Raw genomic sequence first — 24,002 nt, forward strand, 5'->3', positions numbered from 1 at the left:
AGGGAGAGAAGGGCTTATGACGGCGAAAAGCTGGAAGAAGGGCGCACGTTTGCACGGTTTTGTCCTGCGCGATGAACAAAGGGTGGAAGCAATCGATGCCACTGCCAGGCTGTTTGAGCATGAAAAGACGGGTGCGAAGCTGTTGCAATTGGCGAATAGAGATCCCAACAAGGTGTTTGCGGTCAGTTTTAAAACATTGCCACAAGACGATACAGGGTTGACGCACATTTTGGAGCATTCCGTCTTGTGCGGTTCTCGCAAATATCCAGTGAAGCAACCATTCAAAGAGATGTTGAAAGGATCGTTGTCCACTTATCTCAATGCCTTAACTTTCTCAGACAAAACAGTGTATCCGGTGGCCAGCCGCAATTGGCGAGATTTTCTCAATTTGGTTTCGGTGTACGTGGATGCTGTGTTTTTTCCGAACATTCATAAGACGCCGGAAATCTTCCTACAAGAGGGATGGCATTATGCGCTATCTGCTCCGTCTGATCCGCTGACGATCAGCGGCGTTGTATACAATGAGATGAAAGGGGTTTATTCCTCCCCTGATTCGTTGCTGGGACGGACGGCTAAAACCATCTTGTACCCGGACACTCCTTACGGGTTTGATTCAGGAGGGAACCCCGACCGCATTCCCGATCTCTCATTGGCGCAGTTCTTGACGTACCACCGCACGCATTACCATCCGTCCAATAGTTATTTTTACTTGTACGGCGACGGTGAGCTGGAGGAAGTGTTGCGGCTGTTGCAAGAAGAAGCGCTCGTATCCTTCGGGAAACAAGTATTAACCCACCGTTCGTTGGTGCAACCGCCCTTTTCGTTTCCAGTGGAAAAAACGGTCGCCTATCCGGCGGCGAGCACCGCGGGGCGAACCATGTACAGCGCTTCCTATGCGGTCGGCGAAGCGACAGACCCCCTCCAGATGCTGATGCTGACCCTGATGGCGTATGTACTTTTTCACAGTCCGGCGTCTCCACTGAAGCAAGCACTGTTGGATGCTGGCGTGGGCAAAGTGGTATCCGGACAGATCGATCCCTCCATGCGCAAGCCGATGTTCAGCGTGTTTGTAAAACATGCGGAGTCAGGGGCGTTGGATCTTTTCCGCCGCGTGTTGACGGACACACTGCGCCGGTTGGCGGAGGGCGGCATCGATCCCGACTTGCTACATGCGGGTATCAACTGGCTGGAAGTGACGTTAAGGGAGCCGGATCAAGGCGGCCCGGCTGGACTCACTTATTTATTCAAAGTGATGAGCAGTTGGTTGCACGGCGGTGATCCGTTGGCCCATTTGCGCCATGATAAGACACTTTCGGCCTTGCGTGCTCATGTGCAAAAAGGTGGCGGCGAACAATGGATTCAAAAGAACTTGTTGGATAACCATCATGCTGCGTTTTTGACGTTGGAGCCCAGTGTGACACTGGCAGAAGAGAGGGAGCGGCAACACAGGCAGAAGCTTGCACGGATCAAAGATACTTTGTCGGCGGCGGATATCAAGCGGCTAATCGAGCAAACCCAGCGGTTGCAAGCGAGGCAGCAGGCGGCCGATCCGGCGGAAGCCTTGGCGTGCTTGCCCTTATTGAGTTTGAATGAACTCCCGGCTCATCCGGAGCCCATCCCGCTGGAGCAAACCGCTGTGCAAGGGGTTCCTGTTTTGTTCACGCCGCATGACACCAAAGGCATCCATTATCTCCAACTCTCGTTTGACACGAAAGCAGTGCCGGAAGAGCATTTCCCCTATATCGCGCTCTTGGCTTATGTGCTGGGAAAAATGGGCACCAAGCGATACACTTATGGTCAATTGTCCAATGCCGTCCACCTGTTGACTGGCGGTTTGCAATGCAAGGTGCAAACGTATCAGCAAACGCAATCGGCGCCGAAGGTTGCGACGGTGTTCCACGTCAATGTGAAGCTCTTGTCCCACCAATGGCCGGCACTCCCGGATTTGTTACATGAAATTTTGAGTTTGACCCGCTTTACGGACCAAGGACGCTTGTTGCAATTGATCAGGGAGTTTAAAGCGCAACGGGAGACTCTACTTTTGCGTAGCGGCCACCAATTTGCAGTGATGCGCCTCGCATCCTCGCTGTCGGACAAAGGGCGGTGCGATGAGCGGTTGCACGGCATCGGTTTGCATCGGTTTTTGAGCCGGTTGGAACGGGAGTTTGCGCAACGGGCTGACGAAATTGCCGAGCGATTGCAACAGACTGCGCGCTTGATTTTCCGGCGAGACGCGTTGACGGTGCACCGGGTGGCGGCGGAAGGGGAAGCCGGAGAGCACCTGCCGCGTTTTTTGGAACAGTGGGTGCCGACCCTTGGGATGGAGGCGGACGCTCCACAAGTGCACCAGCAAGCGCATCGGTTGGTGAACCACAAACAATACGAGGCATTTTTTGGCCCTGGCCGGGTGCAGTATGTGGCCAAGGGAGGCGGGTTGTTCACGGCCGGCGGACGCTATGAAGGTCGCTGGATGGTGCTAAAAACGTTGTTAGAGACGGAGTATTTGTGGAACCGGATTCGGGTACGGGGAGGGGCGTATGGCGCGATGTGCAGTTTGAGCCGCACGGGCGCGCTTGCGTTCGTCTCCTATCGAGATCCGAATCTGACAGAGACTTTGCAGGTGTATCAAGAGATTCCGGCTTATTTGCGGCGGTTGAACCCCAGCCAGGAAGAATGGCACCGCCTGTTGATCGGCACTCTCCGTAAGCTTGACCCTGCCCGTTCCGCCAGCCAAAAGGGCGAGGTGGCACTGATGCGCCATTTTAGCGGGATTACGGAGGAGATGGTGCGGGAAGAATGGGCGCAGGTGTTGCGGACGAATGTCAATGATGTACGGGAATTGGCGCCAGTAGTGGAAGCGGTGTTAAAAGAGGGAGCGGCTTGCGTCATTGGCGGTGAAGGGAAGATTAAGGCCCACGCGGACTTGTTCGACCGGATTGAGCCGCTTACTTGATAGCGGCAAGATCACTCTCATTGAACACGATAGGACATGATTGTGCCGATTTTGAAAGATTTGTCTTGATAAAATTTGTTATTTTCCTGTAGGGTTGATGATGGAGGTCGTGGACAAAGGAGTGGAAACAAAAGTGAAAGGTGACAACATGCCGACGACTCCGGTGCTCCGCATACGAGATTTAACCAAAACCATCGGTAAACGAACCATCATCGACCGCGTTTCGTTTGATGTGAATCCAGGTGAGGTTTTTGGTCTGTTGGGTCCCAACGGAGCGGGAAAAACGACGATCATCCGAATGATTGTCGGGTTGATGGCCGCGACTGAAGGGGAAGTGTTCATCAACGGAGTCAGTCTACAAAAACAGTTTGAAGAAGCGATTCAACATGTAGGAGCGATTGTTGAGAATCCGGAGCTGTACAAGTTTATGACCGGGTATCAAAACCTCCTGCATTTTGCCAATATGGTGGAAGGCGTCTCCCCAGAATGGATCGAAGAAGTGATCGCATTGGTGAGGCTGGAGGAACGGATTGATGAACCAGTCAAAACGTACTCGCTGGGGATGCGGCAACGACTGGGTGTGGCGCAAGCGATTTTGCATCGGCCATCGCTGTTGATTTTGGATGAACCGACCAACGGGCTGGACCCCGCCGGCATTCGCGAGTTGCGCGACTATTTGAGGTGGTTGACCCAGTCAGAAGGGATTGCGGTCTTGGTCTCCAGCCACCTATTGTCTGAAATGGAGTTAATGTGTGATCGAGTAGCGATCATTCAGCATGGCCGGTTGATTGATGTGAAAACAGTGGATGAGTGGGGAACGGAGCAGACAGGCGCCATGCCGGTGGAATTTGAAGTGGACCGTTTGAACCGTGTGGCGGATGTGCTTCGCCAATTGGATTGGTCACAACCGTGGACGGAAGCGCCGCGCGGATTTGTCATAGAATTGGAACGAGCCCAGATCGCCGATCTCAATGCCGCACTGGTGGCCAAAGGTGTAAAAGTGTATGCCATCAAGGCCCTGGAAAAACGGCTAGAAGACCGTTTCCTGGAGATTACGGGAGGTGAGACGGTTGGGTAAGTTTGTACGGCTGGTCAAAAATGAGTGGCTCAAAGTGTTTGTACGACCCCGGACCGCAGTCTTGCTGGCAATCCTGATCGCCTTGGTTTTTGGGACAGCCCTGTTTTTGGCATATGTGGCCTCTGCATCCCAATTCGGTTCCGACCTGTGGGGGTTCGCGTATCAATGTAGTCATCTGCTTATCTTGCCGTTGGTTCTGTCGATGATTGTCGCCGGGGATATCGTTTCCAGTGAGTTTAATTGGGGAACGGTCAAGCTATTGCTCATTCGCCCCGCCAACCGGACCAAAATCTTGTATGCCAAGTATGCGGCCGCGGTGTTGTTCAGCATGTTTTGCCTTGTCTTATTTTTTGTCGCGAGCTTATTGTTCGGCTTGGTCTTTTTCGGATGGGGTCCCCTCGATCAGATCGGCGGTCAGATCCTGACTGAGTATGGATATTACCTGATTGAAACGGTGATGATGGTAACTTTGGCTTTTGCTGTTTCCACCGTCTCCCGAAGCAGTTCGCTGGGAATCGGCTTGAGCATATTTCTTAAATTCATTGGCATGTTCTTAGTGGGAATCCTCCAGTCATTTGAGATGGAATGGGGTAAATACCTGTTGGCGGCCAATCTAGACCTGGGTCAGTATGAGGCGGGACAGCCGATCCCGTTCCCGGGGATGAGCGTCGGTTTTTCCGTCGTCATCTTGGCGCTGCATTTTCTATTGTTTCATGCAGTAGCTTGGGTGTCTTTCACCAAGCGGGACGTGGCTGTGTAACACAAAACGACTGTTCTCCAAGCAGGGGGATGGTCGTTTGCTTTGTGACAGGGGAATCTTTGGTTTTTCTGAAAAACAAGAAGGAATTTATAGCATTGTTAATCAATTTATAAAAGATATGTTGTTTTTGGGGATGCATGCGGGTGACCGCCGGACATCGTTGTCAGAGATACCTTGGCGAACATGCCACACCCGTTTACATCATGGATGTGTCATTGTAGCAACTCCGGTTTTTCGCACCAATGAATTGCCTGAGGTTGGATCAATCGGAGAATCGCCGTAAACGGAAGCCGTGATCGGGCCGGCAACAAGGCTTCCGTGGCGTTTCTCTCTAATCGATTTCCTCTTCTTCTGAAAAAGCGAACAAGCCGTCTTCATCTGCTTCCGAGCCGTCCGCAAAGGCGTCTTCAAACAAATCCTCCAGCAGTTCGGTTGCAAGCCAACCCGCCGCAAAACCGCCAATCGCTCCCGTAGACCGGGACCACTTTTGGTGGTAGTTGTGGTAAAACGTTTTTTTGTCATGCGCAAATGATAAAGGGGAGGAAATCATTTCGGCGATGATTTGCTTCAGCTGATCAGTCAGCTCTGAACCTTGTTCCAATAGACTATTGTCCAGGTAGATCTCCCGTTTTACCTCTTTTTTGCCCATAAATGAAGGGATGTCTACTTCAATCAACATATGGATGCCCTCATCCTCTATTTTGGCGACGAACTCAAGCTCTTTGATGTCGCCGCAAAATAGGGAGGTGGGTGCGAACTCGAACTCCTGCAAATGCCCGTCGAAGGAGCGCGAGCTGTACTTTTCGGTGAACCCGAGTTCAGACAGGGCGGCAAACACTCGCTTCAATCGCGGAGGAGCTTGAATGATGACGGGATCATGGTCTTTATGGTCAATCGCTTCAGCGATGTCCAAATGGGTGATAAAGGTGTAAGAGATGGCGTGGCCCGACAGCAAAAGATTGGTGGGCAAGGAATAAGTGAAAGGCAACACTTTTCGTTCCTCAGGTTGGATGGTGAACGCCTCGTGAAAGGGAAAACGTTCAATCAGATGGGTGAAAATTTGTTCTTTGCCATGGAGTTGAACCACAAAATCAATATCGATTTTGTTGATTTCCTGCGCAACAGCCCCACCAAGAATCATTAATTCTCCGTGGATTGTTTCACCTGAAGCATATTCTTCTTTGTCGAGAATAAGATCAACTTTGGCTCCGCCTTTGCCGAGTTTGGCCATAAATTTTTTGAATACCATGGGTGCTGTCTCCTTTTTTTAAATAAATATACCTGATTATTCCGCTGTTAAAACCGATTGCTTGATTGAAGGGACGCATGACGCGCCGTGGGCGCTTGATATTGCAACGGTTGGGTGCTCTTGCACAAGCGCTGGGATGATTTGGCAAAGTATTTGCTTTATGCCACGACGGAATAATGCTGAATCTTATGAATTTGTCAATGGTTGATCTTTTATGAGAGGGATGGCCAGGCATCATCATCTGATTCAGATCAAGGAGGGACGCAGGATGGGAAGCTTCATGCAAGAGAGGCAGGAGAGATTGAGAGAAGAAGTGCAAAGCCGGAAGTTGATGCGAGTTGCACCGGTGGGCCGGGAGAAAAGCGATGTCGAATGGTCATTAAAACAGCTAGGGATGGATTGTATGTGGGAGAAATCGGAAACCGGAGCGCACACGGTTTCCGTGTATGGAGAATTGGCCCGCCAGACGGGTCGGATGGTTGTGATTTATGACAAGCACTACCGGGTGAGCGAGTGTCATGCATTTCACCCGTGCCATGTGGATGAGATCGAGTGGGTAAAAAGATCGTAGCGTTCCGCCCTTTGTGGGCGTTTTTTTTTCATGACCGGGTAGAGGGTGTCGACGTGTTCTGGTTTCGACATGCGAACATCTGTTAGAATGAAGATAAGAAGCGTTTATGGAGGGATGAGGATGGACCAAGGGCGCAAAGCGTTGCGACAATTGTTTACGGAAGTGGGATTGCCGCCGGAATGGTTGGAACGTGAATTGGCTCATGCCCGCATCAAAGAAGTACGGGTGGATCAGGCTAAGCGGACGTGGCACGTGCACCTCCACGCGGGGGAACCGCTTGAACCGGAGATATGGCAAACATTGCAACAGCGCGTGAGACAGCACTTTGAACCGGAAGTGAAGGTCTCTTTTTTTTTCAATATGACCGTTTAAACCATGAGGTCGTCTTGGCCAAATACCGGTTTTGGATTCAAAAATGGATCGAACAAGCGCACACGCCTGCCGCGGCGACTTGGTTTGGACAAGCTGAGTGGCGAGTGGAGCGGCAACAGATCGAGGTGGTGTTTGCCAATCCGGCCGTATGGCAGATGGCCCGGGAGCGCGAGTTGGATTCGCTCATTGCCAAGTACTATCGCCGCATCACCGGTCAAGAGGTGCCGGTGCGCCTGACTTTCCGAGGGGAACGCGGAACCGACCACCTGTGACAAGCTTACCAGGTAGCGTCGTGTTTCCGCTTCTTGAGGGCAGCAGATTCACAGAAAAGATGTGTCACGACCATGTGTTTTGGGGAATAGAGTTAGGGGGAGGTTCTACATTGAAATATAGAAGGGATCACCGGCATATTCGACCGCCCGTGCATTCTCCCTGACAACGTGGCTTACACCAAAGGATAAGTGGTCAGATCATTCGGCCTCATTTGACATGTGGCTTTTTCAAACTTCATCATGGTTCAGGTGACGACCCGATGTGAGACAAGCCTATGCACGGATCAAGTGAGTCGGAGGCTTACTTTTTCGGAACAACATGGACCGTCAAAGGGACAAGACCCCAAGTGCAGGAATGAGGTGTACCTGCCAATCAAAGCGGGCAAGCGGGTGTCCTTATCGACACTGGAGATGATGGCCCTTCCGATCATTCAGCGGTTGGGAGATTAGCTTTTGTTGGTGTCAGCCGTTGAAATGAAAGAGGCTGGGGACATTGTCTTCACCTGGTTGGAAGTTGGTGGTCCTGCCGCATAGAAATCAGGTTCTGTTTCTGGGAGCCTGTCCGTCGCCGTCAGCAAACGGATGCATATCCTATTAATAGGTTAATAGAAAAGGGAGGATGCATTTGAAAAAGGTCGGGGTTCAATGGGATGGGGCTTATCAGCTTCTCCTTCATGACGAGATCATGGAAGACCATTTGCCGGAGACCTGGTTGTTGAATGCGGAGAGTTTTCATTGGATGTGGGGGCGGTATCCGGAATTGGTGTTGAAACCGACAGGCAGAAAAGAAGGCGGAAGAGAGATCCGATTGCGGAGGCTCGACTGCCAATGGGCTGAATGGCGCATGGACATGAAATCCGTTCGCATCCCGACGGAAGAATTGCTTCCGCGGTTGCAACGGCTGATGCATAAATCTAGAGCTCCTTATTTGTTGCAACAGGCCATCCCCCGGGCGGAAGTGCGCGGACAACCCTTTGAGGTACGGGTGCTGACGCACCGCATAGAACCAAAACAGGCAGAGTGGCAAGTGCTGGGGATGATCGTGGTGATGGCGGAAGAAGCAACAGAGCGCAAGAAGTTTAAGGAAGACCGCTTCAGCCTTCAAACGGCGCTGGAAGAGTCTAACATCTGTTCTCCCGATGCGCAGCGTTTGACGGACACGATGACTCGGCTGGCCATTCGCGCGGCAGAAAGATTGTCGCCGTCGTTTCCCCGACAACGCATGCTGGGGTTTGATTTTGCGGTGGATTTCCAAGGCTGGGTGTGGTTGCTAGATGCTTTTCCCAAACCATCCCTTGCCCTGTTTTTGGAGCAGTTGCGAAAAAAAGATATCACTCAGTATCGAGAAGCGGCGAAAAAGGTGCGGAAGCATGGATGAGGCGGAATTTTCCGCCTCTTGTTTAGTTGTGCAAGCATCGGGAGTCATTTTCCATTTTATGGTTGTCAACCTGAAAGTGGTTTGGTAGAATTTAGAAATCAGTACAGAGGCAGCAAGGTATGATGGGAAATCGGAGGAGGATGCAAATGGAACGGATATGTGTGTATGCAGGTTCTAATCCCGGCAACAAACCGCTTTACCGCGAAGCGGCCCGGGAATTGGGAAAATGCTTGGCGATGCGGGGAATCGAGTTGGTCTATGGGGGGTCGCGCTTGGGTTTGATGGGGGCAGTGGCCGAAGCCGCATTGGCAGGGAGTGGACGAGTGATCGGCGTGATGCCGACGGCCTTGTTCCGGGGTGAAATGGTTCACCAGTCACTCACCCAATTGATCGAAGTGGCGGACATGCATGAACGAAAAGCGAAGATGATGGAGCTGTCTGATGGTTTCATCGCTTTGCCAGGTGGTTACGGCACACTGGAAGAAGTGTTTGAGGTATTGAGCTGGGGACAGCTTGGTATTCACAAGAAGCCGATTGGTTTGCTAAATATTGACGGCTATTATGAACCGGTGTTGGACATGATCCAAAAGGCGGTCAGTGAGGGATTTTTTCCGAAGGACCATGGGCAAATCGTGATTTGCGAGAGTGAACCCGCTCGGTTGTTGGCGCTGATGGAGCAATATCAGCCACCAGCGTTGCAGACGAAATGGACGGAGCTGGCTGAGCGGAAATAATCCTCAGCGGTACCCACCAGCCTGTTGGGGCTTTGCCAGGTGGGTGCTTCGCATGATGCTTTCAAAAAGATTGTGAGGATGTATTCATTTTCTATGGTCGGTAATGTTATACTATAAATGTATAAAAAGCAGTCATAGGGACATGACTGCTTCTTTCTGAAATGCTATTTTATGCTTGAGGTGGTTCGCCGTGGCCGCGAAGCTTCATGTCGAATCCCCTCCTTTCACATAATGTTCCACATAATACTGAAATACCCTATTTTTGTATTTCTCATAGTTTTCATGATCTTCCCCTTCGCAACATTGGGCCAGCTTTACCAGAACCTCGGGTTCATGGGATCTCAGCGCGTGGCGTTCAACAAGATGAAGGGCTTGTTGAAAGCATTCCCGCGCTTTATTCGTTCGCTTCTGCGACATATAACAATCTCCTAACGCAGTGAGTGCAGTGCAGTATTTCAATGCGTCGTTGGTCCGTTGCCCGAGCTGAACAGCCTTTTCCAAAGCATGTTGTGCGAGGGTGATTTTTTTTGTCTCTAAGTATAGCACACCCAATTTGGTATAGGTAGATACCAAGATATTTTTTTTTCTGACTTTTTTCTCTAATTTTAAAGCGGTGCGAAAACATATTTCCGCTTTGGAGGGATCATTGGCGTTTTTGAAGCTTTCTCCCAGAGCTGTCCATAATTCAAATGACCGATCCACGTTTTGATCCAAACGAGCCATGCGGATCGCTTTGGTGGCATATTCGACGGCTTTTTCATACAATTGTTGCTTGATGAGAAGCTGGGCATGCACTTCGTACATGATCAGTCGAATTTCCATGCTGTCGATCTTGCCGATGTCCGCCCACATCTCTTCTAATGTGCGCATGGCTTCTTCATTGCGGTTTAGCTTTTCTAAATAAATGGCCTTCGACATCTTTAGGATGTATATAATATAATCGCGGTCGCTGTCCGTGTCTGGATGATAGGCTTCCAATCCTTTTTCAATGTATGCCAATGCTTGCTCCAAGTCGTTTTGATAGTAACAGCAACGGCCCAGCTCGTTATAAGTGGAAGCTTTCAGGTTGGACGTTTCCAATTCGGGGTGTTGGTTGATGATGCTGAGCGCTTTAAGGTATTGGGCTTGGGCTTTCTTCCAGTGCCCTTTGCGGTCATTGTATTTGCCTTTCAAAAACAAATGCCAAGCCTGCAAAGGGTGGTCATTGTCGATTTCTAGCTTGCGAAGCTCTTCCAATCCTTCTTCTGGCCCCACCATGTCTATGTCATGTTCGATGGCAAATAACTTAAACTTCAGTTGTTCCTCGCCATCGCGTACATCTTCATACGATTCGGAGAGATGTTCAGGATCGAGGGATAGTTTGTTGCAAATGCGGATAATGACATCCTCACTCACAATTTCTCCTTTCTCCACTTTTCTGATGGCATGCAGTTTTAAGCAGTCATCCACCAAATCACTTTGTCGCAACCCGAGTTCTTTGCGTTTTTTCTTGATCAGCCGCGCGGCGTTTTCGTGATCAAGCGGTAACAAAAGCTTCACCTCCTGGTTTTTAAAAAAAATTATTTTGTTGATTAGGAGGAAAATCCCTTCCTTTTTATGCAAATGTGCAACTTGCCAATGCATATGTTTGTCCAATGTGAGGGATATTTATTTAATTAGGCAAATATCTTCATAAACCCTGCCCTCATTTGTGATTTTTTATTAATTTGCAAATTGTCTTAGAGATTTATAAACTGGTATCAGTAACAGTTTATTGATATGTGTGAGAAAACAAAGAGAGAATATACCGGGAGGGTGTTTCATATGTTGAAGGTACAAGTAGAGGGTCAAATGGAAAAAGTACAACCGTTTCTGTCGGATCTAAAACAGCGTTCACAGGTTGAATTACTGGAGAATCAGCCGATGGACAAGGGAAAAAGCCAATGCGCGGATGTCAAGGTCACCTGCTATATTCATCATCATTCGCGGCGTTCCGTCAAAACCCTGCAACTTGAAACAGAAAACGGGCAAGTGATCCGTCTGCCGCTGATGGATTTGATCGAGGCAGAAGTGCAAGACGGCGTAAAAATCTTTGCTGGGCGTTCATTCGATATTTTTGGTTGATTTTTTAATAAGGCATTGATGTTTTATCATTTTGATTACTAAACTGCAAGGAACGCAAGAACGAACTCCACAAGCCATTCATCCATTCATCTCTGAAACGTTTCCCCTTTTTACCACTGTTGCTTCTATGACAGCGCAAAACGGAAAAATCCTTTGATATAAATCTTGGCAACGTATTCTCCAGCAGGTCCGACAAAAACCGATTGATTACATAGAGAAGATAATAGAATAGAGCGAATTGATGAGGACCTTTTCATAGGTCTTTTTTTATTTGGTATAATAAAGAGGAGGGAGGTGCAGTCGCAAAAGTTGGCTGTGCTTTTTTGCGGTTTGCATATCATCAAGGCGAAGAGGTGCGGCAATAGCGCGTGCGAAAGGATTGAGTCGCCATGGATGACGGGCAAGTGGTGAAGGGAATCGTCGACCCCTTTTTTTTCCGGAGCGAGGTGCAGTTTTTTGGTGAGGTTTGGAACTGTCAGTCGCCAGAAATTCATTTATTTTTAAAATATTTAAACGAAGGGCGCAAGGCTGAAGCTTGGCGTGAATTGACGAAATTAGTGGAACGGGGATATGGTTTTTTGAAGAAAATGGATGGCCCGTTCATATTGGTTTATTTTGACCGCCATCAGAGAAAAGGTTTTTTCTATCGCAGTTTTTTGTGCAAATCCCCTTTGTATTACCGGCAGCGGGGGCGGCAATGGCTGTGGTCCATGGCCGTGCCTGATCTGCTTGAAGCGGGGCGTTCGGTGTTGACGCAGGTGGATTCCGACCGGGTGCTCGATTCTTATTTACACGGGGGCTTGCCGGAAACGGCTTCTTTCTACCGTGATATACACCGCCTTCCCGCCGGGGGATTGGCTGAGTATGAAAATGAACGCATCCGGGTTCGTGCGTTTGACGTTCCTTCTCCGCAACCGCACCTGATGAAATGGCGTACCGAAGATCTTATGTCTTACTTGCACGATGCGATGGTGAAACGGTTGCTCTGGCGTGAACCGGGGCGCCGGGAAGAGAAAATGGGCGTACTGCTTAGCGACGGCGAACAGGGGCCAGCTACCGTTTCCTTGTTGAAGCCATTTTCCGGCCCGTTGGTTGCCTATATGATCAATGAACGGGACACACAGGTTGCCTGTGTGCAAGCTCAGCGTATTTCGCAATTGGCGGAAGTGCCCTGCGTTATTTTGGAATGGGAGGCCGCTCCCAAGGCAAATGCGCTGGCCACATGGCTGCCATCTTTTCGTCTCGCGGCGTCACATCTTCATTATTGGCGAGAGCAATGCGTGCATGATCAGGTGACACGGTTGTGTTATGATGCCGTTTTTGCCGCAAGTAGCGCGGAGGCGAGAAGGCCTGCGCTTTTTATTCACTGGGAACGGTGGCGAAACAACCAGCCGTGGTCGCAAGCATTGTTTCCCACATCGACGTTGTTCACCAAAAAAGCCAAGGAACAGTTGCTTGCGCGTGAGCTGGAGTTGCGTTCGCACCATTCGCGCCTGTGGCCGATGCAAAGCTGGTTGAATGAAGAGGACGCTTTGTTTTACACCCCGTTTTGGCGGGTAGAAGGTTTGCGTTTTTTGTATCCGGCTTTGAGTCGGGAATGGTTGGAAGTGGCTATTTCCGTTCCAAAGAAGCATGCTTTGTCCCTACAGTTGTTGAGTGGGTGGATGGGGCTTTCCGCTAATCTTCCCGCGCTGTTCGCCGGCCCTCCGGCCACGGTTGGCCGCGGTGGATGGGTTCCGCCGCATCTGCGCGCGTGGACGGGCAAACAATGGTTGGAAGAGCATCCCCATTTGGTGGAGTGGCAATGGGTCGACCCGGATCAAGTCATGCGGCTGTGGACAGAGAGGGGGAATATGGCGACCTTATGGGAAGAAATGCGGTGGATGAAGCAGGTTGAACAGTGGTTGGGCGGACTGGAACGACTCACTGTTTCTTAAGCCGGGGTGACAAGATGGGCAAGCGGTTGCCTTAACAAAGCTTGCCCCAGAACCCCTTATAAGCGGGAGTGAGTGGTTTTTTCGCTTTCTGTGAATAAGTTAGAGAGGAGGGATGGTGGAAGAGGGGGGAGGTTCGTGGTAGAACGGATCAGAGAACAAAGGGAGAGATTAAAAAGGCAATTGCTTGGCACCCAGTCCGCGGACGGGAGTTGGAACTTTTGTTTTGAAAGCGGGCCGATGACTGATGCGTATTATCTGTTGCTGCTAAAGGTGCTTGGGATGGAGGCAGACGGGTTGCAACCAGCTTTGATTGAACGCTTGTTGGCCAATCAGACCGATGAGGGAACATGGAAAACCTATCCTGATGAGTCGGAGGGTAACGTGTCGGCGACATTGGAGGCGAGTTTGGCTCTTTTCTATACAGGAGCCAAAGATCCGAGCGATCCACGGATGAAGCGGGCGCGCCAGTTTTTGTTGGAGCAAGGTGGGCCGAGCCGTGCGGGGAGTCTGACCCAGGTGACGCTCAGTTTGTTTGGTCACAAACAGTGGGGATTCAGGATGAGAGTGCCGGTGGAATTTTTTTTGATGCCCCGCTGGAGTCCGATTCAATTTTTTGATTTGGTGGGTTACGCTCGGGTGCATGTAGCTCCGGCCATCTTGACAGCGGATCGACGGTTTTCCGTCCAGTTGCCGGGGAAACAGGAGATTGATGAATGGTTGCCGCAAGCGCCGTCTTTGCCAAGCGATCAATCTCTGCTACCGGATGGGTGGAGTTTGGAAGTGGCGATGCGAGAGATTCGTCGACAAGCGGCGCTTCGGCGGGAGTTGCATGAAAAGGCGGTGCGATGGGGACGGGATTTTATGCTGAGCCGAATCGAAGGGGACGGCACGCTGTACAGTTACCTATCCACCACCTATCTGATGATTTTTGCGTTGTTGTCCTTGGGCTATCCCAAACACCACCCTGTCGTGCGACGCGCAATGGGAGGATTGGCTTCATTCGCTTGTCCTACGCCGACTGGAACACATATTCAAGAAGCGACATCGACGGTGTGGGACACGGCATTGGTGTTGCAAAGCCTGAGAATGGCCGGGCTTGAGCAAGGTAGCGACACGTGGCAGCGCGGTGCCCGCTTTTTGTTGTCCATGCAACAGGATCGCCTCGGCGACTGGGCGCGCGACAATCCCGGTGTCCGCCCGGGCGGGTGGGGGTTTTCCCGTAGTAATACCATTAATCCCGATATTGACGACACTTTGGCGAGCCTAAGCGCTTTGTCTCCGTTGCGAGGGACAGGAGCCGAGGGAGAAGCGTGGGAGCGCGGCTTGGCTTGGCTTTTGTCGATGCAAAATGATGATGGCGGTTGGTCGGCTTTTGAGAAGAATAAGGATAAACGGTGGTTGTCTCTGATCCCGCTGAAAGAAGGGAAACAAGTGTGGGGAGACCCCTCTAGTGCAGATATAACCGGGCGGGTGTTGCGTTTTCTGGGCGAGCATGTCGGTTGGACGATTGACCGGCCCGAAGTGCGTCGTGCTTGGAGTTGGCTGTATCACCATCAGCGGTTGGACGGCTCGTGGTTTGGACGTTGGGGGATTGCTTATCTGTATGGCACTTGGGCGGCTTTGACTGGACTGTCGGCGGTGGGTGTGCCACGTCATCAGCCGATGATTGAAAAAGCGCTCAAATGGCTGTTATCCAAACAAAACGAAGATGGTGGCTGGGGGGAATCCTGCAAAAGCGATGTGAAACGGACTTACATCCGGTTGCCGCAATCGACCGTGGTGCAAACGGCATGGGCCCTTGACGCCTTGATCTCGTATCATGAACAGCCGACTCCGGCGATTGAGCGCGGGATGGCCTGTTTGCTGTCGCTATTAGAACAGCCCAACTCATGGCAGTGGCGGTATCCGGTGGGAGCGGGGCTTGCGGGACAATTTTATGCGACGTACCATAGTTACCCCTTGATCTGGCCGTTGCAAACACTAACCCGGTATCTAAAAAAATGGGGCTGACGTTCGGGTGAAAAGCGGGTGGGTGAACGAACAAAAACCATCCTTTCTCTCACGGAGATGGATGGTTCAGGCGATAAACAACCCTGTCAAAGGGTCTGATGTGATTTGTGAGCGAAGTGATGAACGAACTGCCTCCCGATTTGCGCGGAGGTAGGCCTGACCATCCCTTTTGTTCGCAAAAGGCAGATGGCTTCAGCTATTCTTCGCCTTTGATGACGATGCCGAGCAATCCCGGACCGGCATGCACGGACAAGGCGGGGCCGATGGAGCTGATGTGCAGATGGAGTATGTTCTCGTATTCTTGCAATTGTTTTTTTAACGCCTCCGCTTCTTGTTCGGCTTTGCTGTGCACGATGGCGATGCTTGCTTTGGCCTGTTTGATCTGCTCAGTGATCGGCTCCAACATTTTCTTCAACGCTTGCTTTTTGCCGCGCGCCATGGTGAGCGGGGTGAGCTTCCCTTCTTGGTCGAAGGTGATGATCGGCTTGATGTTGAGCATGGAACCGAGCGCCGCGGCCACTTTGCCGATGCGTCCGCCTTTTTGCAGATACTCAAGTGAATCGACGATAAAGATGCCTTTGATGCGTTCCTTCACTTCTTCCAAACGGTTCAGAATATCCTGATAATGCCGATTTTCCTGGACGAGCTTGGCCGCTTCCAATACGAGGAAGCCGATGATCCAGGAAACGCCTTTGGAATCGATTACATCGATTTTCATGGAGTAATCATCAGCCATCAATCGGAAGGTATTGTACGTGCCGCTTAAACTGGGGGACACGGGAATGACGATACAATGGGTGAATCCGTCTTGCTCCAACTGTTGGAACAAACGGGCCATGTCTTCAGGCGAGGGCATGGAGGTGGTAGGGATTTCTTGGTCCAACCGTTCTACCACATCTTCAGGAGTAATGTCGATCCCATCGCGGTATTCACCATGCTGGTAAATGACGCGCAACGGAACAACATGAATATTGAATTTTCTTGCAAATTCTATCGATAGGTCTGCCGAACTATCCGTCACAACTGCGATTTTTTGCATTAGAATCCCCCTTTTGGTACATCCAGTATACTTCTAGTTTGAGTGGTATGCAAGCGTAATGGAATGGTTTTATTATGAAATATATATTATTATGTATAAAAATAATAAAAATCGGAAACGAAGTGGACAGAGGAAGAAGCCAAAGCGATCCGGTTCGAACCGCTTTGGCTTTCGCTTATTTCGTTGTGCCGATCTGGTTTGCGCGCGCCGCTTGTTTGAAGGCGGAGAGGGCGGCGCCCACATCCCCGTCGGCTGCAAAGCGCTGAAGCAATTGGTTCAATGGAGTTAAAAACGCAGGGGGAACGGCTGATCCGTGAGCGAGGCTGGGGGAGAAATGATTCTGTTTGAAATCTTCCATGGCTTGTTTGCTGTAGGCGTCGTACTTGTTCATATCGGCATCCAAACGGGCGGGAATCGAGCCTTTGCGCAAATTGAGCGCATCTTGCCCGGCAATCGAACCAGCCACTTCGAGGAATTTTTTGGTGGCGTCGGGGTGTTTGGCCCCTTTGGGCAACCCGAAAGCGTCCACGACAGCTACGAAGATTCCTTTGGTGTTGGGGGCAGTGGCAAAGCCGATCTCCTCATTTACTTTTAATTTTAGCTCGTGGGATAAATACGCTTTGGCCCAATCGCCCATGACGGTCATCGCGGCTTCCCCTTTGCCTACCATCTGTACGGAAGCGCGCCAATCACGGGTGGCGTGGTCGGGATTGACGTAAGAAAGCATCTTTTTGTAAGTGTTGAAGGCTTGTTCGATACGGGGATCATCTAGGGGAATGTGACCGCTCCACAATTTATTGTAATCAATCGGACCCAGGGTGCCCACCAGGACGCATTCGAATAGCTGGGTGGCAGGCCAAGTCTCTTTGCTACCCAAGGCCAACGGTGTCACGCCTTTTTGCTTGAGTTGCTCAGCTACCTCGAAGAAATCGTCAAATGTCGTTGGCGGTTTCAATCCATATCGGTTGAAAAGGGATGCGTTGTACCAAAGCACGTTGCTGCGGTGGACATTGACGGGAATGGCGTAGATATTGCCTTCTTTGCTGACCATTTGAACAAGGGAAGCAGGAAATGTGTCAATCCAGCCCTGTTGAGTGAACAGCTCGTTAAGGGGCTCCATTTTGCCAGTAGCCGCCAAGCTGACGGTTAGCTCCGCCCCACCATGGACTTGAAAAGCATCAGGAGGATGATTGCTGTTTATGCGGGAAGCGATCTTCGTTTGGAAACCGGTACCCGCACTTCCCGGTACCCCCGACTTGACTACTTTGACATTGGGATGTTGCTGTTTGAACACCTGTAACAAGGCGTTTAAGCTCGCTTCTTCGTGCGGTTCGGTCCACCAGCTGTACAATTCCAATGCTTTCGACTGCTCAGGTGATTCTGGAGCAGAAGTGGCTGCCGGTTGGCTACAAGCTGTTAATACCAGTGTGAAAGCAACGAGAAGAGCAAGATTGAACTTCATTTTTCGCAAATGAGCACCCTCCTTGTGCAGTTTACTGGAAAGTTTTTAATTATCAAACTAGAATTATTATCTAATATTTTGGAATAAAAGTATATAGTTTTGTTGGAAGGGGCTGATCTGCCTTTGGTCTAAGTCGTGTCTGATAAATATGTCTGGTAGTTTCAATATCGTTTTCCCGTTCCTTGTTTGCTGGATTTGATCTGGAAAAGATGTTTCTGCCTCCTCACATGCGTCAGCTTGCAAGATCATCAGACATATTCTACAGGCGTTGCTTTTGATTAAAATGGACAATGCGGGCGACCCAAGAGCGTGGCAGAAACCGGCAGGCAAAGACAAAGAAGCGGTAAGCTAGCCCAGGGATGACCACAGTTTGCCCTTTCATCATGCCGTTAAAGCCCGCCTGTGCCACCCGGCGGACATCGAGGGCGCTTTTGTCCACATGCGGTGGGTTGTTCATCTTAGCGCGGTGTTTAAATTTCGTATTGGTGGGGCCGGGACACAACGCGGTTACAGTGACGCCCGTGCCGCGGAGCTCTTGTTGTAGCGCCTCAGAAAAAGAGAGCACATACGCTTTCGTTGCGTAATAGACGGACATTAGCGGCCCCGGCATGAAAGAAGCCAGCGATGCCACTTGTAGGATGCGGCCGGATCGGGATGCAACCATATGTGGCACAAACAGTTTGGTTAGTTGCGTTAGGGCGGTCACATTGACTGTAATCATGTCGGCTTCCACAGACAGATTCGTGGTTGTGAAAGGACCTAATAAGCCAAAGCCGGCATTGTTAACCAGATAATCAATGGTCCACCCGTTTGTTTGGCATGTTCGATACACCGTTTCCGCTGCGTGCGGTTGGCCGAGATCTTGGACAATGACATGTGCTTGGATGCCATGGTTCTTTTTTAAGGATTGGGCCACAGCGTGCAATTTAGCTTGATCGCGCGCAACCAAGACCACGTCATGTCCGGCGGCGGCAAATAGTGTGGCCAGTTCTTTGCCGATGCCTTCTGAAGCTCCAGTGATTAAAGCGATACCCATTATCCGTTCCTCCGCTTTGAGGGATTTTCTAAAATCATGTTTATATGATTCTCGCAGTCATCTTACTACATTTCGTTGACTTTCAACAATTTTCATATTGAGCTGTTTTCATCCCATCTGTTGACGGTGGGTGTAAGGTTTTGTCATCGATGGCGGGAATCTATTAACTCACAAAAATTGACAGTTTCCACTTGTTCCCATAATTGTCAGAATGTTATAATTATACCAGGAAAAGAAAAGGGGGAAACGTAATGACAGGCTTAGTGAGAATACAGGCAGTTATTGCGTTTTGGGATCGCGACGGGGTGGGGAAGAAGAAAAAAGTCGACTTGTGTCCATGTTGTCATGCGCCAGGTGGACAAGTAGAAAAAGTGGGAGAAAAATGGTTGTGCTACATTTGCGAGACGGTGATGAGCGAAACGGAGCTAGGCATATAGAAGCAATGCTATGATGTTTTATTTGCTGGTCTCAAGCGGGTCAAATCGCTTCCAGTTGACAAAACCCCCTTCACATGCAGGTGAAGGGGGTTTTGTCAACTCCACGTATTGCGGCTCCGTCCGGCTTGTCTGGCGTCGGAGTTACGGGCGAGAAAAGCAGCTTCTTCTTGTTTGGCCAGTTCAAGGCGTTGTTCGGCTTGAATCAGGTCGCGGGTGCATTCGCGGAGTTTGCGTTCCCACCGCAATTGCTCCTGCCTGTGAAAACGTTCGATTTCCGTTTCTCCGTGCCGGTGGGCGCGTTGCATTTCATCCTGATGAAAGGCGATCTGCCGCTCGCAGTCTTGGATATCGCGCTGGATGAGCAAGATTTCTTGTTCGAACCGATGTGTGAACATATCATACCTCTTCCAATTTGGGATAAGTAAAGATTTCTTCTTGTCTTTTGGCGATAAACATGCCACCATATGTATGTTCATGGATCTCATCAAAGGTGAAGCTTGTTAATACTTCAAACTGGGCTGCATGGTCTTTGGTCCAGCAATTCAGGCGCTGGATTTCCCCGCGTCGCCAAAGGTCTAACGCATCCCATTTGGTGAAAAGGTGAATTTGGCTGGTCGCATCCGGTTTTTTTTTGCTGATGATAAACAGGCCTTTGTCAGTCATTTCGCCGATGCAGGAAGCATCAAATTCAACCGACACCTCGTAAGGGCCGGCATGCTCCTCAGTCCAGGCCGGAATGGCCGAGCCATGTGCGTGCCAGCTTTTCCAGTAATCCCAAGTAGTGAATAAAAGAAGTTTGTTCATGTCTCCCCGCCCTAACATTGGATGGATATCTCTCTAATCCTATTTTAAGTGATAATATCCAAATTATTCAATTTATTTTGGCGGACTGGGAAGCTGTCGCCATCTGGAGGGGAATTCGCGAAAGAAAAGAGGGAAGCGATGGAACGGAGATGGTTTACTTGGTCGTTGGTGACTCTGCTCATCTTGCTTATGCTGGTGATGAAGCTGTTGCGCCTCAGCGCGTTTCTGATCTTGTTGCTGGTTTTGGTGATTGGGGGAGGCTGGGTCATTAGCCGGCTTTGGGGAAAACGGAAATGACAGCGAACCAGCAGGGCAGCTACTTCAGTATGGACATCTTGGGTTAGCATTTCATTATAATGGAGAGAGAAGACAGAACGAACAGGAAGTAGAAGTGATACTGTGTGGAAAAAAGAAGCGTATCTGTTGCGGCGGTTGTTTGTGTCGGATGTGGAGATCCCTTTTTTGTTTGCACAATTGATCTATGACTACAAAGAGCGGTCGGGACATGTGGAAGTGTTGTTGGACGAAGTGACAGATCAGACCCAAACTGTCCTCAAGCACCAGGAGAAGTTTAAGTTGCCCGTTGCCTGCGTCACACAAGAATTTTACCGGATCAGAGGGTTGGCGCGGTGCATGGAGATGTACGACAAGCGTTACCAGTTGCAGTTTGCGTTGGAGACGCCGCTGGAGAAGCAGCCGTTTGCGCTGGGGGAATTAGTGAAACCTTATGATATGGTGTCTGTCGAATATGCTGGGACGGTGGTGAAAGGGTTTATCGTCAACTTTTCCAATGACGGGAGTTTTTTGGCGCTTCGGGACCCCGATACGCTCCAGATTCAGCTTTTTCCCGTCGGTCAATGTAAAATCACGTTGCTTGATTCGGGGATCAAGTGACGCGATGGGGAGCGTTGCCGCTTTAACGTGTCATCGCCTGTGATTGGAGAGAATGTTGCCAATATTGTAAAATAGGATGGAGTTTAGCATAGCGTAGTTGATGGAGAACGAAGAGTCAGTGGAAGCTGAGTGATGAACCGGGGAGACGAAGATATGGAACACAGTGAGCGACATACGTTGGACGAACAGATTGTCACCGACTTCAGAGAGCGCATGACTTATGGGGAATATCTTCAATTGGACCGTTTGCTGTCTAGCCAGACTCCGTTGTCGGAGCATCATGACGAAATGCTGTTCATCATTATCCATCAGACCAGCGAATTATGGATGAAGTTGTTTTTGCACGAATTGACATCGGCAATCACCCGGATCAATGAGGATGACTTGGCCACCGCTTTCAAGATGTTGAGTCGCGTATCCAAAATCCAGTCACAAATTATCTACGCATGGGATGTGCTGTCCACCTTAACGCCGACCGAATATCTGGCGTTTCGCGACAAATTGGGTCAAGCGTCGGGATTTCAGTCTTTTCAGTACAGGGAAATCGAGTTTCGCTTGGGCAACAAAAACGCCCAACTATTGCGGATATATGAGAAAGACCCGGCGTTGCTGGAACGGTTGACCCAGGTTTTGCACGCCCCATCCATCTACGACGCGGCGATCGGGGCTTTGGCGCGAGCAGGATTTTCCATTGACCGCGCCGTGTTGGAGCGGGATGTCACCCAGCCGTATCAAGCAAACCAGAGCGTCGCCGCCGCCTGGATGGCCGTGTATCAAGATGTGCAGCGGTATTGGGAGCTGTATGAGTTGGCGGAAAAATTGATGGATGTGGAAGACGGATTGCAGCAATGGCGTTTCCGCCACATGAAGACAGTGGAGCGCATCATCGGCTTTAAACGGGGAACCGGTGGATCATCTGGGGTTCCTTATCTCAAAGGGGTACTGGAACAACGGATTTTCCCGGAGCTGTGGGATGTTCGGACACAATTTTAACGAGCGGGGTGATCGCATGGCAAGAGATCCGCTGACACGCGAATGGGCGGAGAAAATGGATCAGACAGACGAGCTGTCCAGCTTTCGCCAAGAATTTTATATCCAAGAAGGCACCATTTATCTGAATGGCAACTCGTTGGGGCTGTTGTCCAAACGGGCGGAAGCTTCCTTGCATGCCCAGTTGGAGTCATGGCAACGCTACGGCATCGGCGGTTGGACGCAGGGAAAACGACCGTGGTTTTTCCTGGCCGAATCGTTGCGGGGCGGCTTGGCTCCCCTCGTCGGCGCCAAAGAGCATGAAGTGATTGTAACCGGATCGACGACGGTGAACATTCACCAATTGCTTGCGACATTCTACCGCCCACAAGGCAAACGTACCAAAATTGTGACCGATGTCCTCACGTTCCCTTCGGACATTTATGCACTACAAAGCCAACTGCGGCTGTTCGGGTTGGACCCCGAGACGCATCTGATCCAAGTCCAAAGCAGGGATGGCCGCCTGTTGGATGAAGAGGAGATTGTTCGCCAGCTGACAGATGAGGTGGCGCTGGTCTTATTGCCCACGGTTCTGTATGGGAGTGGCCAGCGCTTGGACATCGAGCGGGTAACAAAAGCGGCGCATGAGCGAGGAATCATGATCGGGTGGGATGCCTGCCATTCCATCGGAGCCATGCCGCATGAGTTTCACCGCTGGGGTGTCGACTTCGCAGTCTGGTGTTCGTATAAATACTTAAACAGCGGTCCCGGCAGCGTGGGCGGGTTGTTTGTCCATGAGAAACATTTGCCAGCATTGCCAGGGTTGGCGGGTTGGTTTGGTTCAGACAAAGAGCGCCAATTTGACATGGAGCACACCTTTATCCCGGCGGGGGATGCGGGGGCGTTTCAAATCGGCACTCCCCATATCCTGAGCATGGCGCCCATAGCGGGATCGCTCGAATTGTTTGCTGAGGCAGGCATCGATCGGATTCGGGCTAAGTCGCTCAGGCTCACCGGCTACTTGATGGCGTTGGTAGATGGGTGGCTTGCGGGGATGGGGTTTGAGATTGCCAACCCCCGAGAGGATGAGCGGCGGGGAGGTCATGTTGCATTGGTTCACCCTGATGCCGTCCGAATTTGTAAAGCGTTGAAAGAGGAGGAGGTTATCCCAGATTTTCGCGCGCCTGATATGATCCGCTTGGCGCCGACAGCCCTGTACACCTCTTTTGTGGAAGTATGGGAAGCGGTCAATCGGCTGAAGCGAATCATGACAGACAAAACATACGAACAATTTCTCAACGAGCGAGGAGTCGTGGCATAAATGGATTGGTATGATATTTCTGCGCCCCTTGTCAATGGCATGCCGGTGTGGCCAGGGGACACCCCCTATCAGTTTGGCTTGCAATGGACCAAAGATGAATGCGGATCGGTCAATGTCGGAAGGTTGACACTCAGTACCCACACCGGCACGCACATCGATGCACCTTATCATTTTGACGAAGCTGGGAATAAAACGCAACAACTCGATTTGTCCGTCTATATGGGGCCAGCGCGCGTCATCTATCTGCCGGATTGCGCCCGCATCGGCAAAGCGGAGTTGTCCGCCCATGACTTGCGGGGAGTGGAGCGTCTGCTCATCCGCACGGACGCTTGGCAGGAGAAGGAGACGTTTCCCCATGTGATTCCTCATGTGAGCCCCGACGCGGCGCTTTACTTGAAAGAATGGGGTGTGCGGTTGCTGGGGGTGGACGTTCCTTCGGTCGATCCGATTGATAGCAAGGAGTTGGAGGCGCATCATGCGCTAAATCAGCAAGGCATTCACATATTGGAAGGAATCGTTCTCAGCCACGTCCCTGAAGGGGATTACGAACTCATCGCTTTGCCCTTGCCGATTGTGGACGGGGACGCCAGTCCAGTGCGGGCCGTGCTCAGGGTGAAGTGAAT

Annotated in this window: 24 protein-coding genes; 17 read left to right on the plus strand and 7 right to left on the minus strand. The window is 50.7% G+C overall.

The features are described from left to right. The first annotated feature begins 16 nt into the window (after positions 1-16). The 3 genes from QQZ12_RS02175 to QQZ12_RS02185 all read left to right on the plus strand — a co-directional run bounded on the left by QQZ12_RS02175 (position 17) and on the right by QQZ12_RS02185 (position 4,791). The gene (locus tag QQZ12_RS02175) at positions 17-2,953 is read left to right on the plus strand and encodes an insulinase family protein (protein WP_284723898.1); all 2,937 of its coding nucleotides are present in this window, start codon (positions 17-19) and stop codon (positions 2,951-2,953) included. A 148-nt stretch (positions 2,954-3,101) separates the two neighbouring features. Beyond that, entirely contained in the window at positions 3,102-4,031 is a 930-nt protein-coding gene (locus QQZ12_RS02180) for an ABC transporter ATP-binding protein (RefSeq protein WP_102993777.1), read from the plus strand. Beyond that, complete coding sequence (locus QQZ12_RS02185; protein ID WP_189318982.1) at positions 4,024-4,791, plus strand: ABC transporter permease; 768 nt, start codon at positions 4,024-4,026, stop codon at positions 4,789-4,791. Before QQZ12_RS02180 ends, QQZ12_RS02185 begins: the two co-directional genes overlap by 8 nt. Positions 4,792-5,122: 331 nt before the next feature. Here the strand turns inward: QQZ12_RS02185 and QQZ12_RS02190 are convergent, their stop codons facing one another. Continuing rightward, positions 5,123-6,040: a sporulation protein gene (locus QQZ12_RS02190; protein ID WP_102991818.1), complete on the minus strand. Its 918-nt coding sequence runs from the start codon at positions 6,038-6,040 to the stop codon at positions 5,123-5,125. Positions 6,041-6,308: 268 nt separating this feature from the next. On the opposite strand from QQZ12_RS02190, the gene QQZ12_RS02195 reads away from it, so the two are divergent. From QQZ12_RS02195 to QQZ12_RS02215, 5 genes are all read left to right on the plus strand, one after another. After that, complete coding sequence (locus QQZ12_RS02195) at positions 6,309-6,611, plus strand: hypothetical protein (protein ID WP_102991819.1); 303 nt, start codon at positions 6,309-6,311, stop codon at positions 6,609-6,611. Positions 6,612-6,731: 120 nt separating this feature from the next. Beyond that, positions 6,732-6,983: a PolC-type DNA polymerase III N-terminal domain-containing protein gene (locus tag QQZ12_RS02200; protein WP_189318983.1), complete on the plus strand. Its 252-nt coding sequence runs from the start codon at positions 6,732-6,734 to the stop codon at positions 6,981-6,983. 14 nt (positions 6,984-6,997) lie between these two features. Next, a complete protein-coding gene (locus tag QQZ12_RS02205) occupies positions 6,998-7,255 on the plus strand; it encodes a hypothetical protein (RefSeq protein WP_102991821.1) in 258 nt (85 codons plus the stop codon). Positions 7,256-7,874: 619 nt separating this feature from the next. Then, the gene (locus tag QQZ12_RS02210) at positions 7,875-8,633 is read left to right on the plus strand and encodes a YheC/YheD family protein (protein ID WP_284723899.1); all 759 of its coding nucleotides are present in this window, start codon (positions 7,875-7,877) and stop codon (positions 8,631-8,633) included. 146 nt (positions 8,634-8,779) lie between these two features. After that, positions 8,780-9,367 carry an LOG family protein gene (locus QQZ12_RS02215; protein WP_284723900.1) on the plus strand — a complete coding sequence of 196 codons (588 nt, stop codon included), beginning with the start codon at positions 8,780-8,782 and terminating at the stop codon, positions 9,365-9,367. Between the two features lie 204 nt (positions 9,368-9,571). On the opposite strand, the gene QQZ12_RS02220 is transcribed toward QQZ12_RS02215, so the two are convergent. Further along, positions 9,572-10,897 carry a helix-turn-helix domain-containing protein gene (locus QQZ12_RS02220; protein WP_189318984.1) on the minus strand — a complete coding sequence of 442 codons (1,326 nt, stop codon included), beginning with the start codon at positions 10,895-10,897 and terminating at the stop codon, positions 9,572-9,574. Positions 10,898-11,170: 273 nt separating this feature from the next. Between QQZ12_RS02220 and QQZ12_RS02225 the strand changes: the two genes are divergently transcribed. The 3 genes from QQZ12_RS02225 to QQZ12_RS02235 all read left to right on the plus strand — a co-directional run bounded on the left by QQZ12_RS02225 (position 11,171) and on the right by QQZ12_RS02235 (position 15,417). Next, positions 11,171-11,470: a hypothetical protein gene (locus tag QQZ12_RS02225; protein WP_102991825.1), complete on the plus strand. Its 300-nt coding sequence runs from the start codon at positions 11,171-11,173 to the stop codon at positions 11,468-11,470. A gap of 389 nt (positions 11,471-11,859) precedes the next feature. Continuing rightward, positions 11,860-13,407 carry an asparagine synthetase B family protein gene (locus QQZ12_RS02230; RefSeq protein WP_284723901.1) on the plus strand — a complete coding sequence of 516 codons (1,548 nt, stop codon included), beginning with the start codon at positions 11,860-11,862 and terminating at the stop codon, positions 13,405-13,407. Between the two features lie 135 nt (positions 13,408-13,542). Further along, positions 13,543-15,417: a terpene cyclase/mutase family protein gene (locus QQZ12_RS02235; RefSeq protein ID WP_189318985.1), complete on the plus strand. Its 1,875-nt coding sequence runs from the start codon at positions 13,543-13,545 to the stop codon at positions 15,415-15,417. A 196-nt stretch (positions 15,418-15,613) separates the two neighbouring features. On the opposite strand, the gene QQZ12_RS02240 is transcribed toward QQZ12_RS02235, so the two are convergent. From QQZ12_RS02240 to QQZ12_RS02250, 3 genes are all read right to left on the minus strand, one after another. Next, complete coding sequence (locus QQZ12_RS02240; protein WP_102991828.1) at positions 15,614-16,456, minus strand: DegV family protein; 843 nt, start codon at positions 16,454-16,456, stop codon at positions 15,614-15,616. Between the two features lie 175 nt (positions 16,457-16,631). Next, positions 16,632-17,918 carry an ABC transporter substrate-binding protein gene (locus tag QQZ12_RS02245; protein ID WP_284723993.1) on the minus strand — a complete coding sequence of 429 codons (1,287 nt, stop codon included), beginning with the start codon at positions 17,916-17,918 and terminating at the stop codon, positions 16,632-16,634. 259 nt (positions 17,919-18,177) lie between these two features. Continuing rightward, complete coding sequence (locus QQZ12_RS02250; RefSeq protein WP_284723902.1) at positions 18,178-18,954, minus strand: SDR family NAD(P)-dependent oxidoreductase; 777 nt, start codon at positions 18,952-18,954, stop codon at positions 18,178-18,180. Between the two features lie 251 nt (positions 18,955-19,205). Between QQZ12_RS02250 and QQZ12_RS02255 the strand changes: the two genes are divergently transcribed. Further along, positions 19,206-19,391 carry a hypothetical protein gene (locus tag QQZ12_RS02255; protein ID WP_102991831.1) on the plus strand — a complete coding sequence of 62 codons (186 nt, stop codon included), beginning with the start codon at positions 19,206-19,208 and terminating at the stop codon, positions 19,389-19,391. 95 nt (positions 19,392-19,486) lie between these two features. Here the strand turns inward: QQZ12_RS02255 and QQZ12_RS02260 are convergent, their stop codons facing one another. Together QQZ12_RS02260 and QQZ12_RS02265 are read right to left on the minus strand one after the other, a co-directional pair. Further along, on the minus strand, positions 19,487-19,786 hold the full coding sequence (locus QQZ12_RS02260; protein WP_102991832.1) for a hypothetical protein: 300 nt from the start codon (positions 19,784-19,786) through the stop codon (positions 19,487-19,489). A 1-nt stretch (position 19,787) separates the two neighbouring features. After that, positions 19,788-20,195 (minus strand): hypothetical protein, encoded by a 408-nt coding sequence (locus tag QQZ12_RS02265; RefSeq protein WP_123827413.1) that lies wholly within the window; start codon positions 20,193-20,195, stop codon positions 19,788-19,790. A 138-nt stretch (positions 20,196-20,333) separates the two neighbouring features. On the opposite strand from QQZ12_RS02265, the gene QQZ12_RS02270 reads away from it, so the two are divergent. From QQZ12_RS02270 to kynB, 5 genes are all read left to right on the plus strand, one after another. After that, positions 20,334-20,492, plus strand: a complete 159-nt coding sequence (locus QQZ12_RS02270; RefSeq protein ID WP_284723903.1) for a hypothetical protein — start codon at positions 20,334-20,336, stop codon at positions 20,490-20,492. A gap of 102 nt (positions 20,493-20,594) precedes the next feature. After that, positions 20,595-21,089 (plus strand): hypothetical protein, encoded by a 495-nt coding sequence (locus QQZ12_RS02275; RefSeq protein WP_284723904.1) that lies wholly within the window; start codon positions 20,595-20,597, stop codon positions 21,087-21,089. A 153-nt stretch (positions 21,090-21,242) separates the two neighbouring features. Next, positions 21,243-22,082: a tryptophan 2,3-dioxygenase gene (gene kynA / locus QQZ12_RS02280; RefSeq protein ID WP_054096098.1), complete on the plus strand. Its 840-nt coding sequence runs from the start codon at positions 21,243-21,245 to the stop codon at positions 22,080-22,082. Further along, a complete protein-coding gene (gene kynU / locus QQZ12_RS02285; protein WP_284723905.1) occupies positions 22,063-23,379 on the plus strand; it encodes a kynureninase in 1,317 nt (438 codons plus the stop codon). Before kynA ends, kynU begins: the two co-directional genes overlap by 20 nt. After that, a complete protein-coding gene (gene kynB / locus QQZ12_RS02290; protein ID WP_284723906.1) occupies positions 23,380-24,000 on the plus strand; it encodes an arylformamidase in 621 nt (206 codons plus the stop codon). Positions 24,001-24,002: the final 2 nt, after the last annotated feature.

It is taken from the genome of Laceyella tengchongensis (genome assembly GCF_900182735.1).
Classification (GTDB): Bacteria; Bacillota; Bacilli; order Thermoactinomycetales; family Thermoactinomycetaceae; genus Laceyella; species Laceyella tengchongensis.